The following is a 13,556-nucleotide window of genomic DNA, read 5'->3' as shown; positions in this document are numbered from 1 at the left end:
CCCGCGTACGACATCGCCGAACAGCGCGGCATGAACACCCGTGCTGAACAGCACATCCCGCCCCTACAGTTACCTGGCGGGGCGTCCACGAGCACGACGCGAGGGAGAATTCACATGGCGCGCAAGTTATCCCTGGCCCTGGAGCTGTATGCCGACGCGAACGGCACCGTCGACCAGCGCTACATCGAGCAGATGCGCAACCAGGACGCCGAACCGGTGGCGACCGATCCGGCGCTGCCGAGGTTCACCCTCGTCGTCGGGCCCTCGCCGTTCACCATGCCGCGCGGCTGGGAGTTCTTCCTCACCTCACCCTACGAAGGCGCGACATACATCTCGACCGTGCTGCACAACGCCGGGTACCCGGTGCGCATCGTCGACGTCCGCTACACCCCGAACCCGCTGAAGGCGGCGTACGACCAGATCGTCGAAGGCACCGATGTGCTCGGTGTGTGCACGTTCGAGGACAACTTCCCGTTCTGCCGCGCGCTGATGGCGATGGTCCGCGAGTCGCATCCGGACATACCGATCATCTGCGGCGGCTCGCTGGTCACCTCCGTTCCGTCGGTGTTCATGTCGGACACCGACTGCGACATCGCGGTGATCAGCGAGGGCGAGCTCACCATCCTGGAGCTGATGGAGAGTTACGCCCGCGGCTCCTGGCAGCAGGATCTCCCGGCCATCAAGGGCATCTGCTACCGGGACGAGAAGGGAAAAGCGCGCCGCACGCCGCCGCGCGGCCAGATGATGGATCTCGACGCGCTGCCCCGGATGCGGCTCGACCTGTGGCCTCAGTCGCGGTCGCCGCTCGGCATGCAGCCGCAGGTGATCTCGTCCTACAGCCGCGGCTGCAAGATGGACTGCTCGTTCTGCTACCGCACCACCCCGCAGGTGCGGGCGAAGTCGCCGGAGAAGATGGACCGCGACCTCGACTGGCTGAAGACCCAGTACGGCGTGGAGTTCTGCTTCTTCGTCGACCTCACGTTCAGCTCGCACCGCGGCCAGACCATCGAGATGTGCGACGTGATCTCCCAGCACGATCTGCGGTGGACCTGTCTGACCCGGTGCGCCGACATGGACGTACCGCGTATCAACGCGATGCGGGACGCGGGTGCGGACATCATCCTGTACGGCGTGGAGTCGCTGGGCTCCGAGGTGTTGCGCGAGGCCCGCAAGGGCAGCAGCGAGAACCTGACCGTCCGCGCAATGCGCACCACGTTCGACGGCGGCGTGCGGTTCGGCTCGCTGCTCATCGTCGGTCTGCCGAACGAGACCGAGGAGTCCCTGTCGCACATGGTGCAGTTCGCCGAGCAGTACAACCATGTGACCCGGGTGAAGTACCTGTCGGCCATGCCCGGCACGACGGTGTACCAGGACGCGAGGCGCAACAAGGTGATCCGCTCCGAGATCGACCACCTCAACTGGCTGTCGATCGAACAGGCCCTGCACGAGGACGAGTTCCTGAATGTGAGCGGGCTGCCCGAGCAGGTCTGCCGGGACGCCTACAAGCGGGTGTACGACGCCTATCAGCCCGGCCCGGTGATGGACTTCCGGCACTGGCCGGAGCACTTCCAGTACTTCCACCCGCAGCCGGCCGACGGCACCGACCGGTCGACGTCGTACGCCGGGACACGCTGGCGCGCGGACTGGAGTTCCGCCGCCGCGCCGCTGGTTCCCGGCTCCGAGCGGTACACACTGGACAAGGTGGCCGATCCTGAGGTGGCCGCGGCCGGGAGCACTCTGCTGGACTGCGGCGCGAAGAAGCTCTCGGTCGGGGTCTGACCGGTGTCCACCACTCAGGACGGCCCGATCCTCATCATCGGGACCGAGCGCTCCGGGTCGAACCTGCTGCGGCTGGTGCTCGACGCGCACTCGCGGATCGCGGTCCCGCACCCGCCGCACTTCATGCGGTACCTGTCCGGCATCCCGTACGACGGTGATGTCGACGCGATGGTGGGCGACGCGATGTGGTTGCTGCGCAACCACATCCACCCGTGGCCGCATGTGATCGACCGGGCCGCGGTGACGGAGGCTGCCATGAGAGGAACGGCGCCGTCGCTGTTCGGGGTGGTGTCGGCGTTCTACGACCAGTACCGCGTCGCGGAGGGCGCGGCCCGGTGGGGGTGCAAGAGCACGTTCATGGTCGAGCACGTCGACGAGGTGCTCGCCGAACTCCCCCACGCGCGGTTCCTGTGGCTGGTGCGCGATCCCCGCGATGTGGCCGCGTCGGCGAAGCGGGCCGTGTTCGGCCACTGCCACCCGTACCGGATGGCGCTGCGGTGGGCGGCCGAACAGGAGCTCGCCCGCGCGGCCCTTCAGCGGTGGGGGCCGGGCGTGGTGCACCTGGTGCGGTACGAGGACCTGGTGTCCGCGCCCGGCCGGGAGATCCGGGCGATCTGCGACTTCATCGGTGAGGAGGTCGAGCCCGCGATGCTGGCGCACCACCTGAGTGGCAACGCCCGGGTGACCGCGTCGCTGTCGGCTTCCTGGCGCACGGCGGGCGACCCGATCACCACGGCCCGGATCGGCGCCCACCGCCGGGGGCTCTCCGACCGGGAGCGGCGGCAGGTGGAGAGCGTGACCGCGCGGGCGATGGAGACGCTTCACTATCCGTTCGACGTGGCCTCGCCGGCCGAACCGGCCCCCGGTCCGCTCGGCGTCGTACTGCGCGGCTTCGCGGTGCGGCTGGCGGTCGAGGCCCGATCGCTGTGCACCGACCGCAACCACTTCCGGCGCTGGCGGCGCGACGCGGGCGTCCGCCGGCTGCGCCGCCGCAGGGCGCCGGGCCGCACCCTGGTTCCGGCAGGAGAGAGCAGATGAACGAAACGGGAAGCGTCCGCACGCACTTCGCCGACCGCGCGAGCACCTACGACCGTTCCAGTTCATGGTGCACCGACGACGCGCTCGGCGAGCTGATGCTGTCCACGGCCGCGCCCCGGCCTGCCGACGCGGTCCTCGACGTGGCGTGCGGCACCGGACTGGTGTCGAGGCTGTTCGCCGGACGGGTGCGGCGGCTGGTCGGCGTGGACATCACGCCGGAGATGGCCGAGCAGGCGCGCGGCATGCTCGACGATCTGGTGATCGCCCCGGCGGAGGAGCTGCCGTTCGCCGACGGCACGTTCGACATCGTGGTGTGCCGTCAGGGGATCCAGTTCATGACGCTGCCCGACGCGGTGCGGGAGATGGTGCGGGTGACCCGGCCGGGTGGGCGGATCGTGCTGACCCATCTGTGCGCCTACGGGGACGACGACCGCGACGAGTACTTCGAGATCCTGCGGCTGCGCAACCCGGCCCGGCGGCACTTCTTCCGGCCCGGCGACGTCGAGGCCCTGCTCACCGGCGCGGGGTGCGACCCGGTGCGGTCGCAGCGGTACGTGTCGGTGGAGGACGTGGACGTGTGGTCGGACAACGGAGCGATCGGCGAAGACGCGCGGGAGGCCATCCGGGACCGCTACAGGAAGGCGTCACCCGCGTTCCGCGCACGGCACGCGGTGGCCGAGGCGGACGGGCGGATCACCGACCACATGCTGTTCGTCGTCGCTTCGGGAACGAGGGTCTGACATGGAATCCGACAGGGAACCGGACCAGTCCCTCGCCGACGGCGTGCGAGCCGCGTTCCTCGCCGAGGCAGCCACCGCGGCGCGGTACACCTACTTCGCACAGGTCGCCGGGATCGAGGGCCACACCGAGGCGGCCCGGGTGTTCGGCGAGCTCGCCGAGAGTGTGGCCTGCGCCGCCCACGGGCACCTGGACGTGCTGCGCGACCTGCTGGGCGGCGACGATCCGGGCACCGGCAGCGCGCTCGGCGACACCCGCCGCAACCTCGCCGCGGCGATCAGCGGCGACCTCGGGGAGGCCACCGAGCGCTACCCCGGCCTGGCCGCGCGGGCGCACACGGACGGCGTGGCCGATCTGGCGAGCTGGCTGGAGACGCTGTGCGCGTTGAAGAAGACGCACGTGGACCGGCTGGAGCAGGCCCTCACCGAACTGACCGAGCCGCGGTTCGCCGGGAACGGAGCGCCATGACCACCGACTACACCGCCGAGGCGATCACCGTCTACTCCGGGCTGGAGGCGGTGCGCCGCAACCCGTCGATGTACGTCGGGTCGACCGGCTCGGACGGCGCCCACCACCTGGTGCTCGAACTGGTCGACAACGCCGTGGACGAGGCCGCCGCCGGGCACTGCGGCGCGATCTCGGTGGAGCTGCACGACGACGGCTCCTGCTCGGTCACGGACGACGGCCGGGGCATCCCCACCGACCCGCACCCGGAGGCCGGGATCCCCGCGTGTGAGCTTGTGCTCACCACGCTGCACTCGGGCGGCAAGTTCGACCACTCCTCGTACGCGACCTCGGCCGGGCTGCACGGCGTCGGCCTGGCCTGCGTGAACGCGTTGTCCCAGTGGTTACGGCTGGACGTGTGGCGCGACGGCGCACACCACAGCGAGTCGTTCGCCAGGGGCTCGGTCGAGACCCCGCTCAAGCGGGTCGGCGACAGCGGCCGCCGCGGCACCCGGGTGTGGTTCCGCCCGGACCCGGAGATCTTCTCCTCCTGCGCGCTCGACGCGGACCTGCTGCACGCCCGGCTGCTCGACATCGCGTATCTGCACCCGGGCCTGCGGGTCGAACTCACCGACCACCGCACCGGGCGGCACGAGTCGCTGTGCGAGACGACCGGGGTGCGGGGCCTGCTCGCGTACCGCGCCCGCGACGCCGAGAAGGTGCACGCCGAGCCGGCCACCGTCACCTGGGCCGGGGACGGGTGCGTGATCGACGCCGCCGTCCAGTGGACCGAGGGGTACGCGGAGCAGATCTTCAGCTACGTCAACACCATCCGCACCGACCTGGGCGGGTCGCATGTGGACGCCCTGCGCGGCGCGCTGGCCGGGGTGGTGGCCGAGCACCTCGGCCCGTCCGCGGACAAGATGACCGTGGTCGACATCCTGGAGGGGCTGACCGCGGTGATCGCGATCCGGATCCCGGACGCGCGGTTCGACGGCCAGACCAAACGCACCCTGCGCAACGACGACGCGGGCGCCCGTGTGTTCGACGTCGTCACCGAGCAGGCGCGGCGGGCCCTGGCGGCCGACCCGGAGCTGGCCCGCCGTATCGCCGAGAGGGCCGTCGACGCGAGCCGGGCCCGGCTCGCCGCGCGGCTGGCCGGGCGGACGGCCCGCTCCCGGACCCGGGCCGTCGAGGTCGACTACGCGGTCTACCAGCGTCAGTTCGGGATCCGCTCGAAGGACTGGCACGACTCGTGCGCCTGGCTCACCGACGAGGACCTGCTCGCCAAGCACGCGGAGCTGTGCGCGGTGCCGCCGGACGCGCGGATGCTGGACGTGTGCTGCGGCAGCGGTGTCGTCGGCGGCGCGTTCCGCGGCCGGGTCGGCGAGATGGTCGGGCTGGACCTCACCCCGGAGATGGCCGCGCTCGCCGGCACCCGGCTGGACGTCGTACACCAGGGCACCGTCTACGACCTGCCGTTCCCCGACGCCAGTTTCGACCTCGTGGTCACCCGGGAGGTGCTGCATCTGCTGCCCCAGCCGGAGCGGCCGGTGTCGGAGATCTTCCGTGTGCTGCGGCCGGGCGGGCAGTTCATCGTCGGGCAGATCGTGCCGTACGCGGACGTGGACGCGTTCTGGATGTTCCGTGTGTTCAAGAAGAAGCAGCCACTGCTGTACCAGATGTTCCGTGAGGAGGACTTCCGGGCGTTGCTCACCGGCGGCGGGTTCACCGACGTGCGGATGGAGGAGTACTTCCTGTGGGAGTCGATCGACCGGTGGATCGACACCCACGAGACGACACCGGCGAACCGGCAGGAGATCTACCGCCTCTACTACGACGCGCCGCGCGAGGTGCGCGCCGTACACCCGTTCGAGGTGCTGCCGGACGGCTCGGTGCGCGACCGGTGGCGGTGGTGCGTGTACTCGGTGCGGAAGCCCGGCCATGCCTAGCCGCACCCCGGCCATGCCCGGCCGCACCGTGGATCGCCCGGTCGCCGAGGTCGTGCGCGGGCTGGAGGTGCTGCGGCCGCTCCGGGGCACGCCGGTGCCGCACTTCCGCGCGAAGGTGCGCGATCTCGTCGTCCTCGCGTCGAGTTCGCGGGGCGGGTCGAGCATGCTCACCGAGCTGCTGCGGTCCTCACCGCACCTGCTGCACCTGCGCGGTGAGCTGAATCCGCTGCTGCGGCTGGTCGGCCTCGACCACCCGCACAGCGGCACCGGATCCGACGTGCTGGACGCGGCGCACTGGCACGGGCTTGAGCCACGGTCCCGGGCGTTGTTCGAGGCGGAACTGGCACTGGACGCGGGCTCTCCCGGCACCGGCGTGGAGAACCTGGCGGTGGACGCGGCGTGGCGGCTGGTCGTGCAGTGGCCGGGGCTGGACCTCGATCCCGTCGAACTGGTGCGGACCGCCGAGGCGGTGCTGGACCGTGATCTCCCCCGGTTCGCGCGGGCGCTGATCGGCAGGGCCGGCGTGAACCCGTGGTACTACGACCTTCCCGGGCAGTCACCGGGACCACGACCGGCCGGACCGCCCGGTGACGTGCTGCTCGAAGAGCCGCCCTTCGTCCTCCCCCGCCCGTGGCGGCCCGCGGACGAACACGATCTCGCCACCAAGCCACTGGTGATCAAGACACCGGGCAACGCCTACCGGCTCGGCTTCCTGCGGGCGGTGTTCCCCAACGCGCGCCTGCGGGTGCTGCATCTGACCAGGAACCCGGCCGCGTCGATCAACGGCCTGGTCGACGGGTGGCTGCACCACGGGTTCCACGCCTACCGGCTGGACGAACCGCTGCGCATCGCCGGATACGCCGACGTGCGGCCGGCCGACCGGCACTGGTGGAAGTTCGACCTGCCACCCCGCTGGCCCGCGTACACCGACGCCGCCCTGCCCCGGGTCTGCGCCCACCAGTGGTTGTCGAGTCACCGTGCGGTGCTCGCGCACGGGGCGGATCACACGGTGCGATTCGAGGACCTGATCAGCGGCCCGCACGCCCGCGCGGACGCTGTCGAGCGGATCGCGGACTGGCTGGGGATCCCGTTCGACGGGCCGCTGAAGCGGGCCGCGACCGACGGCATCGCCGCCACGGTGGCCACCGCCGCACCACGCCCCGGCCGGTGGCGGGCGCGGGAGCAGGAGATCCGGTCCGCGCTGAGCGCCGACGTACTCGCGATGGCGGAGAGGCTTGGCCATGCCCGTGACGACCACTGGATCTGAGCTGAGCACCCACGGCGGCCCGGGGTGGGTCCCCCGGGTGGCGTCGCATATGGACGAAGTCGCGGCCGGGGCTGTGTGGGCGCCGTGCGGGTACCGGTCGGAGACGGCCGCGCTGCGGTCGGTGCTGCTGGTCCGCCCGCCGGACAGCATCGCCGCGGTACGAAGGCCGGGGGCCTCGCTCATGCTCGGGCCGGTGGATCTCCCGGCGATGCGGGCGCAGTACGACGCGCTGGCGGACCGTCTGCGGGAGGCCGGGGTCGAGGTACATCTGACGTCCCCCGCGGCGACGCCGAACGTGGTGTTCGCGCGAGACCTGTTCTGGATGACCCCGGCCGGGGCGGTGCTGGCGCGGATGGCGTCGGCGCAGCGGGCCGGCGAGGAACGGCATGCCGCGCTCGCGCTGGCCGGGGCCGGGTTCCCGATCCTGCGTACGGTGTCCGGCACCGCCCTGTTCGAGGGCGCCGACGCGCTGTGGATCGACCCGTCGACGGTGATCGTCGGAACCGGGTTCCGCACGAACGCGGCCGGCGCGGCCGAGGTCGCCTCGGCGGTCGCGGAACTGGGGGCGCGGGTGGTGACGGTGCCGCTGGCGCCGGGCGTACAGCATCTGCTGGGGACGGTGGTGTTCCTCGACCCGTCCACCGCCGTCGTCCACCGGGCGGCGTGCCCACCGGAGTTGGCGGCGCTGCTCGCCGAGTACGGCTATCGGGTGATCGCGCTGCCGCCGGACGAGGAACTGCTGGTGCGGCGCGGGATGAACCTGCTGGTGCTCGCGCCGGGGCGGGTGCTGATGCCCGCGGGCTGCCCGGGGATCCGGCGGACGCTGGAGCGGGCGGGTACGGCCGTCGACGAGATCGGCATCGGCGAGTATCTGCGGGCGGCCGGCGGGATCGGCTGTGTGACCGGGGTGGTGCGCCGTGAGCACTGAGAGCCGGTCACGTGGCCGCTTACTGAGCCGGGTACACCGTGGGGTCGTCCAGCGGCACCTTCAGCCAGGAGATCATCTGCCGGAGCTGGTGGTACGCCGCGAGCCGCTGCTCGTCGCAGTCGGCCTCCTCCGCGGCCGCGATCGGCTCCCACAGGCGCGGCACCATCACCGGCCCGAGTTCGAGCAGGCCGCCGCTGCCGCCGGTGGCCCACTTCGCCAGCACGTACCGGACGATCGCGCCGACCGGGATGTCCAGGTTCCGGGACATGCCGCGCACGGTCTCCAGCGGGTCGAGGAGCCCGTAGTCGACCACCTCGGCCTTGAAGTTGGCATGCGGGTCGTCCGGTGGCCAGCACCGTTCCCACTGGCGCAGCCGAACCGCCGGCGTACCGGTCGCGTCGTAGGCCAGGTCATCCATGTCGCCATCCATACCGCCACCCTAAGGGCGGCACCGAGCTTGTCCGACCGGGCAAGGATGAACACCGGATTCAGGAAAGGAGAACCAGTGAACGAGAACCCCCGTGAGGAGCAAGTCGCCCTCGTTCCGGCCGACTCGGTCGCCGCGACCAGCGGCACCGCCACGGCCGACGACGAGGCGATCCGTCAGCAGCTGCGCAGCCTCGGCTACCGCATCTGACCAACCGCCCCGGCCCTCCCTCACGGGCGGGCCGGGGCGTCCCCGCGAAGGTGACCGAGCAGGCCCGCCACGCACTCGCCGAGGGGCCGTGGCGGTCGGTACGCGGCCGCAGCCGGGGTGCCGCGGGTGGCTCGTACGGTTCGTCCACCCCATGTGTCCCGGTCATTCCGGTTGTCCCGGTGATCTGACCGGCGTTCGCCTTGGCGTACAGTCCCTTCGCCCTCGCGCCGCACGCACACCTCCAGCGGCGGTCCACCCGCACTTCCCGGTGGCCGGTCCCGGCCGCCGGGCACCTCGTCGCGGGCTGCCCGGCATGGTGCGATCACCGGTACCGGCACGATGACACCGTGCCGGGCCGTCATCATCGCCGGCGCCCCGGCCCGCCGGACGTTCTCGCCCCGGTCGCATGCGCCGGAACCCGAGTCCGGGGAACAGGCCGCGTCGCGGAACATCCCCGTCCAACACCCGCGCCGCCCCGGGCACCGCGGCTGCCACGGACTTGCCCGAGCTGGGCAGACCGGTGAACCAGACGGTCCTCCCGCCACGCGGACGACCCGGCACCGGACCCCCTTCCGTCGGGGGTCACCGTGCTTTGGGGCGGGAGTATTCACCACCCGGCGGCCCGTTGTAGGGTGCGGCGACTGGGAGGCGACATGGCTGAGACGACCAACCCGTTCGACGACGAGAACGGTGTGTTCCTGGTGCTGCGCAACGACGAGGACCAGCACTCGCTGTGGCCGGAGTTCGCTCCGGTGCCCGCCGGGTGGCACGTGGTGCACGGCCCGGACGGCCGGGCGGCGTGCCTGGCCCACGTCGAGGAGAACTGGACCGACCTGCGTCCGGCCTCCCTGCGCCGCGCCATGGACAGCCCGACCGGGTGAGCCACCGGAGGGCTACACGGTCTTCACCGTGGCGACGGTGATGGACCGCATCGTCACCCGCACCGCACTCCACGTCCGCCCGCCGTCGAAGGACGCCTCGACGGTGAGTGTGCGCGACGCTGATCTCCGCGGTTGAACGTCAGGTGGTGCGCCCGCACGGCATATCCACCGGTGAGAACCAGCGGATACGGAGAGCCGAGCGCGATCACATCCGCCAGGAGCCGCGTGTGCAGCTCCGGCATGTCCGTCACGCGGCTGCCCGGGTGCGGGAAGCGAGCTGGGGGAAGGTGTCTTCCCATACGGCGCGCACGGTGCGGCCGACGAGGGTGCGCAACACCGGCCACAGCTCGAGAAGCAGATCCTGGTTGAGGTAGCGGGGCAGATCGTCGCGCAAGGCCTCGTGCAGGACCGTGCGGTACAGCCCCATCCGCTGGCGCGGTTTGCCCAGGTCGTATGAGGTCATTCCGGACCAGGCGAGGTGCAGCGGCAGCTCCACGACCCCCTGGGCGGCCCATGCAGTTCATCCAGCGACTCCGGTAGACGCCGTCGGAACTTCTCTCGGTACAGCGCGAGGTCCTCGGCGTCCGAGCGCGGGATGCCGCTCGGCGCGGGTACGGGGTGCTGTGGGCTGGAGGGCATGACTCCATTATGGCGGCCGAAGAAGCGGCGAGGGTCATGATGCGCCGGCCTGGGTCTGGAGTGAGCGATAGCGGGCTCGTGCGGGTGTTGGCTATGACGCTTGTTTGACGCCCTGGGCGCCTTCACACGGGGCAGTGAGCCGAAAGACTGGATCTGACCTGGTCTTTTCGGTTTGCTCCTTCAGGCAGAACCTTCCCGCTGACGCACCATGTGGAGTGCGCGGTGATTCCGGAACCGACGGCCGAGGGCTCCAGACCTCGGTCTCATGTATGCGCGGGATGTGCACCAGCCCCTGCTGTGCCCTGCTCCGGACGCCGGGCTGAGCGCGGGGAGGAGGAGATGTCGGTCACGGCACGTACGCGGTGTTTGCGATGCCCGCAGCCGGTCGTCCGGTCCATGAATCGAACAGGAGAGCAGATGGCCCCCGAAACGAGTGCACAGTACACATGTGCCTGCGGACAGCCCTGATGTCCAACGATTCTTGTGGTGCGCAGGAAACGGGCTGCAGACCGGACACCTGTGCATGTCCCCCGCGTGCACGGCACGTGGAGCGTGCGTAGTCCCACGCACGCGAAAGCACACACAGGAGAAACAGCAATGAACTTTCTGACCGACCTGCTCGCCGGTGTCATCCACTTCGTGGGCTGGCTCGTCTGAGTTCTCCAAGGGTGCCGCCCGCGTTCCGGCGCGGGCGGCACCCTCGCGGCTTTCGGCGTCCCACTCTCGTGGGCCCGCGGACCGGGGGTCCGGCAGAACCCGGGGGTTGAACAACGCCCGTCCCGCGGGGCACCCTCGCCGCGCCCGGCGGGGGCCGGGGTCACCGGCGTGTCCCGGTCACCGCTTCCGGCCCCGACGCCTCCAGGAGCACTTCCCCGGCCGCCGTCCGGACGTACAGCACCGAGCGCCCGGCCCGCCGCCGCTCCAGCAGCCCCGCGTCCAGCAGCACCCGCAGATGCCGGCCCACCGACCCCAGCCCCTGCCCGGTCACGGCGACGAGCTGGGTCGTACTCATGGGCGTCCCCAGCAGTACCAGCAATCCGGCCCGCGCGGTCCCGATGAGTGCCCCGAGCCCCGCTGGGACGGGGCGCCGGCCGTGGTCCTCGGCGAGCACCCCGAGACACGGGTAGACGACGGCGTACCGCTCCCTGTCCTCCCAGGACACCCACCCGGTCCTCGGCGTCACCGGCATGAACAGCAGCTCGGCCCCGGGTGCGATCTCCCGCGGCGGATAGGCGTTCCGGTTGATCTGGAACCGGCTCTCCCCGAGCCAGCGCGTCCCGGGACGCAGCGAGTCCAGCACGGCCGCCCAGCCGCCCTGGCTCACCCACGCGGTCCGCGCGACCATGTCGGCCTCCAGAACGCGTCGCCGACGCTCCCAGTACGGCCGTACGGTCTCCTCCCAGACGTAGGTGAGGAGCGCGGCGGCCCGCTCGGGCGGGTCGGCGCGCTCCAGGGCGGCGGGGAGCGGGCCCGGGCTGGACACGCGGAGGTCGGCCCGCGCCTGCTCGGCCCCGGCCGCCCGCACCCGCGCGACGGTCCCCTCGAAGCTCTCCCCGGCGCACGAGGTGGGGCAGAGGAAATCGGCGATCCAGGACGTGCCGAGTCCGGCCCGGACGATCAGCGCGGTCACCGGGTCGTCCGCGAGGAGCGCGCGGTAGCCGGGCAGGTGCGCCCGCAGCCAGGCGTCTTCGCCCGGATGGGCACCGGTCCCCGCGTGCAGCAGTTTCAGGCTCGCGAAGGTCTCGGCGAACGGCGAGAGCACGAACCGGCTGCGGGCAAGGGTGTCCGTGTCGATCTGCCACAAGCCCATGCGTACGACCTTTCGCGTGTCAGCGAAACATTAAACACACCCCGGGCCCGCTCACAGACTTCGACGTATGCGCAGCTACCGCACCCTGTTCCGGACCCCGGAGTTCACCCCGTTCCTCCTCTCCTTCGCCGCCTCCGGAGCCGCCCAGACCATCGGCGGCCTCGCCATCGGCACGCTGGTCTTCCGGGCCACCGGCTCCCCCTTCCTGTCGGCGATGAGCATGTTCGGCCCGCATCTGTCGCAGTTGCTGGGAGGCGTGTTCCTGCTCTCGGGATCGGACCGCCTGCCCCCGCGCGCGGTCCTGACCGCCCTCGCCCTCGCCTTCGCCTTCGGTACGGCGGTGCTGGCGCTGCCCGGCCTGCCGCTCCCGGCGGTCTTCGCCGTCGTACTCCTTCAGGGTCTGGTCGCGTCGCTGGGCGGGGGAGCACGCGGGGGACTGCTGAACGAGATCCTGTCCAAGGACGGCTATGTCCTGGGCCGTTCGGTGTACAACATGCTCTGGGGCCTGATGCAGATGGCCGGTTTCGCCACCGGCGGCGCGCTGCTGATGCTCCTGTCCCCGGGAACCTGCCTGCTCCTCGCGTCCGGGCTGTACCTGGTGTCGGCCCTCGTCACCCGCCTGGGCCTCAAGGCCCGCCCCCCGCGCTCCGCCGGCCGCCCGTCCGTCTCGGCGACCTGGCGCACCAACGCCCTGCTGTGGTCCTCACGCCCCCGCCGTCTGACGTATCTGTTCCTCTGGGTCCCCAACGGCCTGGTGGTCGGCAGTGCTTCGCTCTCCATCTCCTACGCCCCCGGGGCCGCGGGCACGCTGTACGCGTGCGGGGCGCTGGGCATGTTCATGGGTGACCTGGTGGTGGGCCGCCTGGTGCCGCCCGCGGTGCGCAGCCGCCTCACGGTCCCGCTGCGCCTGCTGCTGGCGACTCCGTATCTGTTCTTCGTCCTGCGGCCGGGAGTGGTCCCGGCGGCCGTGGCCGTCGCCGTCGCCTCCGTCGGCTACGCCGCCGGCCTGGTCCTTCAGGAACGCCTGATATCCCTCACTCCGGACGACCTCGTGGGCCAGGCCCTCGGCCTGCACGCCACCGGTATGACCGCCCTCCAGGGCATCGGTGCCCTCCTCGCGGGCACGGTGGCCCAACTGACGTCCCCCGCCACGGCGATGACGCTGCTGGCGGCCGGTTCGATCACCGTGACGCTGGCCCTCGCGGCAGTGGGCGGCCGCGGGGAACGACGGCCGGCCACCCCGGGTACGGGTCAGGGCGCCCCGCCGGAGCCCGCCGCCACGGACCGCTAGCGCTGTGACCGGGAGGGTTGTGCCGGGTTCCGTCGCCCGTACGGACGGCACGGTCCAGCCGACGGCCCGGGGTCCGGGAAGGCTCAGGCTCCAGGGAAGCCCCAGGCTCCGGTGAAAGCCCAGGGCCCGGGGAAAGCCCATGGCCCCGTGAA

Annotated in this window: 12 protein-coding genes and 2 pseudogenes; 10 read left to right on the top strand and 4 right to left on the bottom strand. The window is 71.5% G+C overall.

From position 1 onward, the window contains the following. The first annotated feature begins 114 nt into the window (after positions 1-114). From ACIBCM_RS22555 to ACIBCM_RS22525, 7 genes are read left to right on the top strand one after another with little or no spacing between them, the layout of a single operon-like run. Positions 115-1,779: a B12-binding domain-containing radical SAM protein gene (locus tag ACIBCM_RS22555; protein WP_399245861.1), complete on the top strand. Its 1,665-nt coding sequence runs from the start codon at positions 115-117 to the stop codon at positions 1,777-1,779. Positions 1,780-1,782: 3 nt separating this feature from the next. Next, a complete protein-coding gene (locus ACIBCM_RS22550; RefSeq protein WP_399245859.1) occupies positions 1,783-2,817 on the top strand; it encodes a sulfotransferase family protein in 1,035 nt (344 codons plus the stop codon). Then, positions 2,814-3,557: a class I SAM-dependent methyltransferase gene (locus tag ACIBCM_RS22545; RefSeq protein WP_399245857.1), complete on the top strand. Its 744-nt coding sequence runs from the start codon at positions 2,814-2,816 to the stop codon at positions 3,555-3,557. Before ACIBCM_RS22550 ends, ACIBCM_RS22545 begins: the two co-directional genes overlap by 4 nt. 1 nt (position 3,558) lies before the next feature. After that, entirely contained in the window at positions 3,559-4,023 is a 465-nt protein-coding gene (locus ACIBCM_RS22540) for a rubrerythrin family protein (protein WP_399245855.1), read from the top strand. Next, a complete protein-coding gene (locus ACIBCM_RS22535; protein WP_399245853.1) occupies positions 4,020-5,951 on the top strand; it encodes a methyltransferase domain-containing protein in 1,932 nt (643 codons plus the stop codon). Before ACIBCM_RS22540 ends, ACIBCM_RS22535 begins: the two co-directional genes overlap by 4 nt. Positions 5,952-5,964: 13 nt before the next feature. After that, positions 5,965-7,218, top strand: a complete 1,254-nt coding sequence (locus ACIBCM_RS22530) for a sulfotransferase (RefSeq protein WP_399246086.1) — start codon at positions 5,965-5,967, stop codon at positions 7,216-7,218. Between the two features lie 49 nt (positions 7,219-7,267). Beyond that, positions 7,268-8,146 carry a dimethylarginine dimethylaminohydrolase family protein gene (locus tag ACIBCM_RS22525; protein WP_399245851.1) on the top strand — a complete coding sequence of 293 codons (879 nt, stop codon included), beginning with the start codon at positions 7,268-7,270 and terminating at the stop codon, positions 8,144-8,146. Positions 8,147-8,165: 19 nt separating this feature from the next. Here the strand turns inward: ACIBCM_RS22525 and ACIBCM_RS22520 are convergent, their stop codons facing one another. Continuing rightward, the gene (locus ACIBCM_RS22520) at positions 8,166-8,576 is read right to left on the bottom strand and encodes a DUF6027 family protein (RefSeq protein WP_399245849.1); all 411 of its coding nucleotides are present in this window, start codon (positions 8,574-8,576) and stop codon (positions 8,166-8,168) included. A gap of 75 nt (positions 8,577-8,651) precedes the next feature. Here ACIBCM_RS22520 and ACIBCM_RS22515 point away from each other — a divergent pair, with 75 nt between their 5' ends. After that, on the top strand, positions 8,652-8,783 hold the full coding sequence (locus tag ACIBCM_RS22515; protein WP_399245847.1) for a hypothetical protein: 132 nt from the start codon (positions 8,652-8,654) through the stop codon (positions 8,781-8,783). Between the two features lie 157 nt (positions 8,784-8,940). On the opposite strand, the pseudogene ACIBCM_RS22510 reads toward ACIBCM_RS22515, so the two are convergent. Further along, positions 8,941-9,039 (bottom strand): annotated as a pseudogene (locus ACIBCM_RS22510) (hypothetical protein); the annotation flags it as partial. A 397-nt stretch (positions 9,040-9,436) separates the two neighbouring features. Here ACIBCM_RS22510 and ACIBCM_RS22505 point away from each other — a divergent pair. Continuing rightward, a complete protein-coding gene (locus ACIBCM_RS22505; RefSeq protein WP_399245845.1) occupies positions 9,437-9,664 on the top strand; it encodes an MbtH family protein in 228 nt (75 codons plus the stop codon). 247 nt (positions 9,665-9,911) lie between these two features. Here the strand turns inward: ACIBCM_RS22505 and ACIBCM_RS22500 are convergent. Further along, positions 9,912-10,303: pseudogene (locus ACIBCM_RS22500) on the bottom strand (hypothetical protein). A gap of 817 nt (positions 10,304-11,120) precedes the next feature. Further along, positions 11,121-12,113, bottom strand: a complete 993-nt coding sequence (locus ACIBCM_RS22495; protein ID WP_399245843.1) for an ArsR/SmtB family transcription factor — start codon at positions 12,111-12,113, stop codon at positions 11,121-11,123. Positions 12,114-12,180: 67 nt separating this feature from the next. Here ACIBCM_RS22495 and ACIBCM_RS22490 point away from each other — a divergent pair, with 67 nt between their 5' ends. Next, entirely contained in the window at positions 12,181-13,404 is a 1,224-nt protein-coding gene (locus ACIBCM_RS22490) for an MFS transporter (protein WP_399245841.1), read from the top strand. Positions 13,405-13,556: the final 152 nt, after the last annotated feature.

It is taken from the genome of Streptomyces sp. NPDC051018 (assembly GCF_044456085.1).
Taxonomy (GTDB): Bacteria; Actinomycetota; Actinomycetes; order Streptomycetales; family Streptomycetaceae; genus Streptomyces.
Note: the sequence above shows the minus strand (reverse complement) of the source record. Positions and strands in the feature narration are given on the sequence as shown.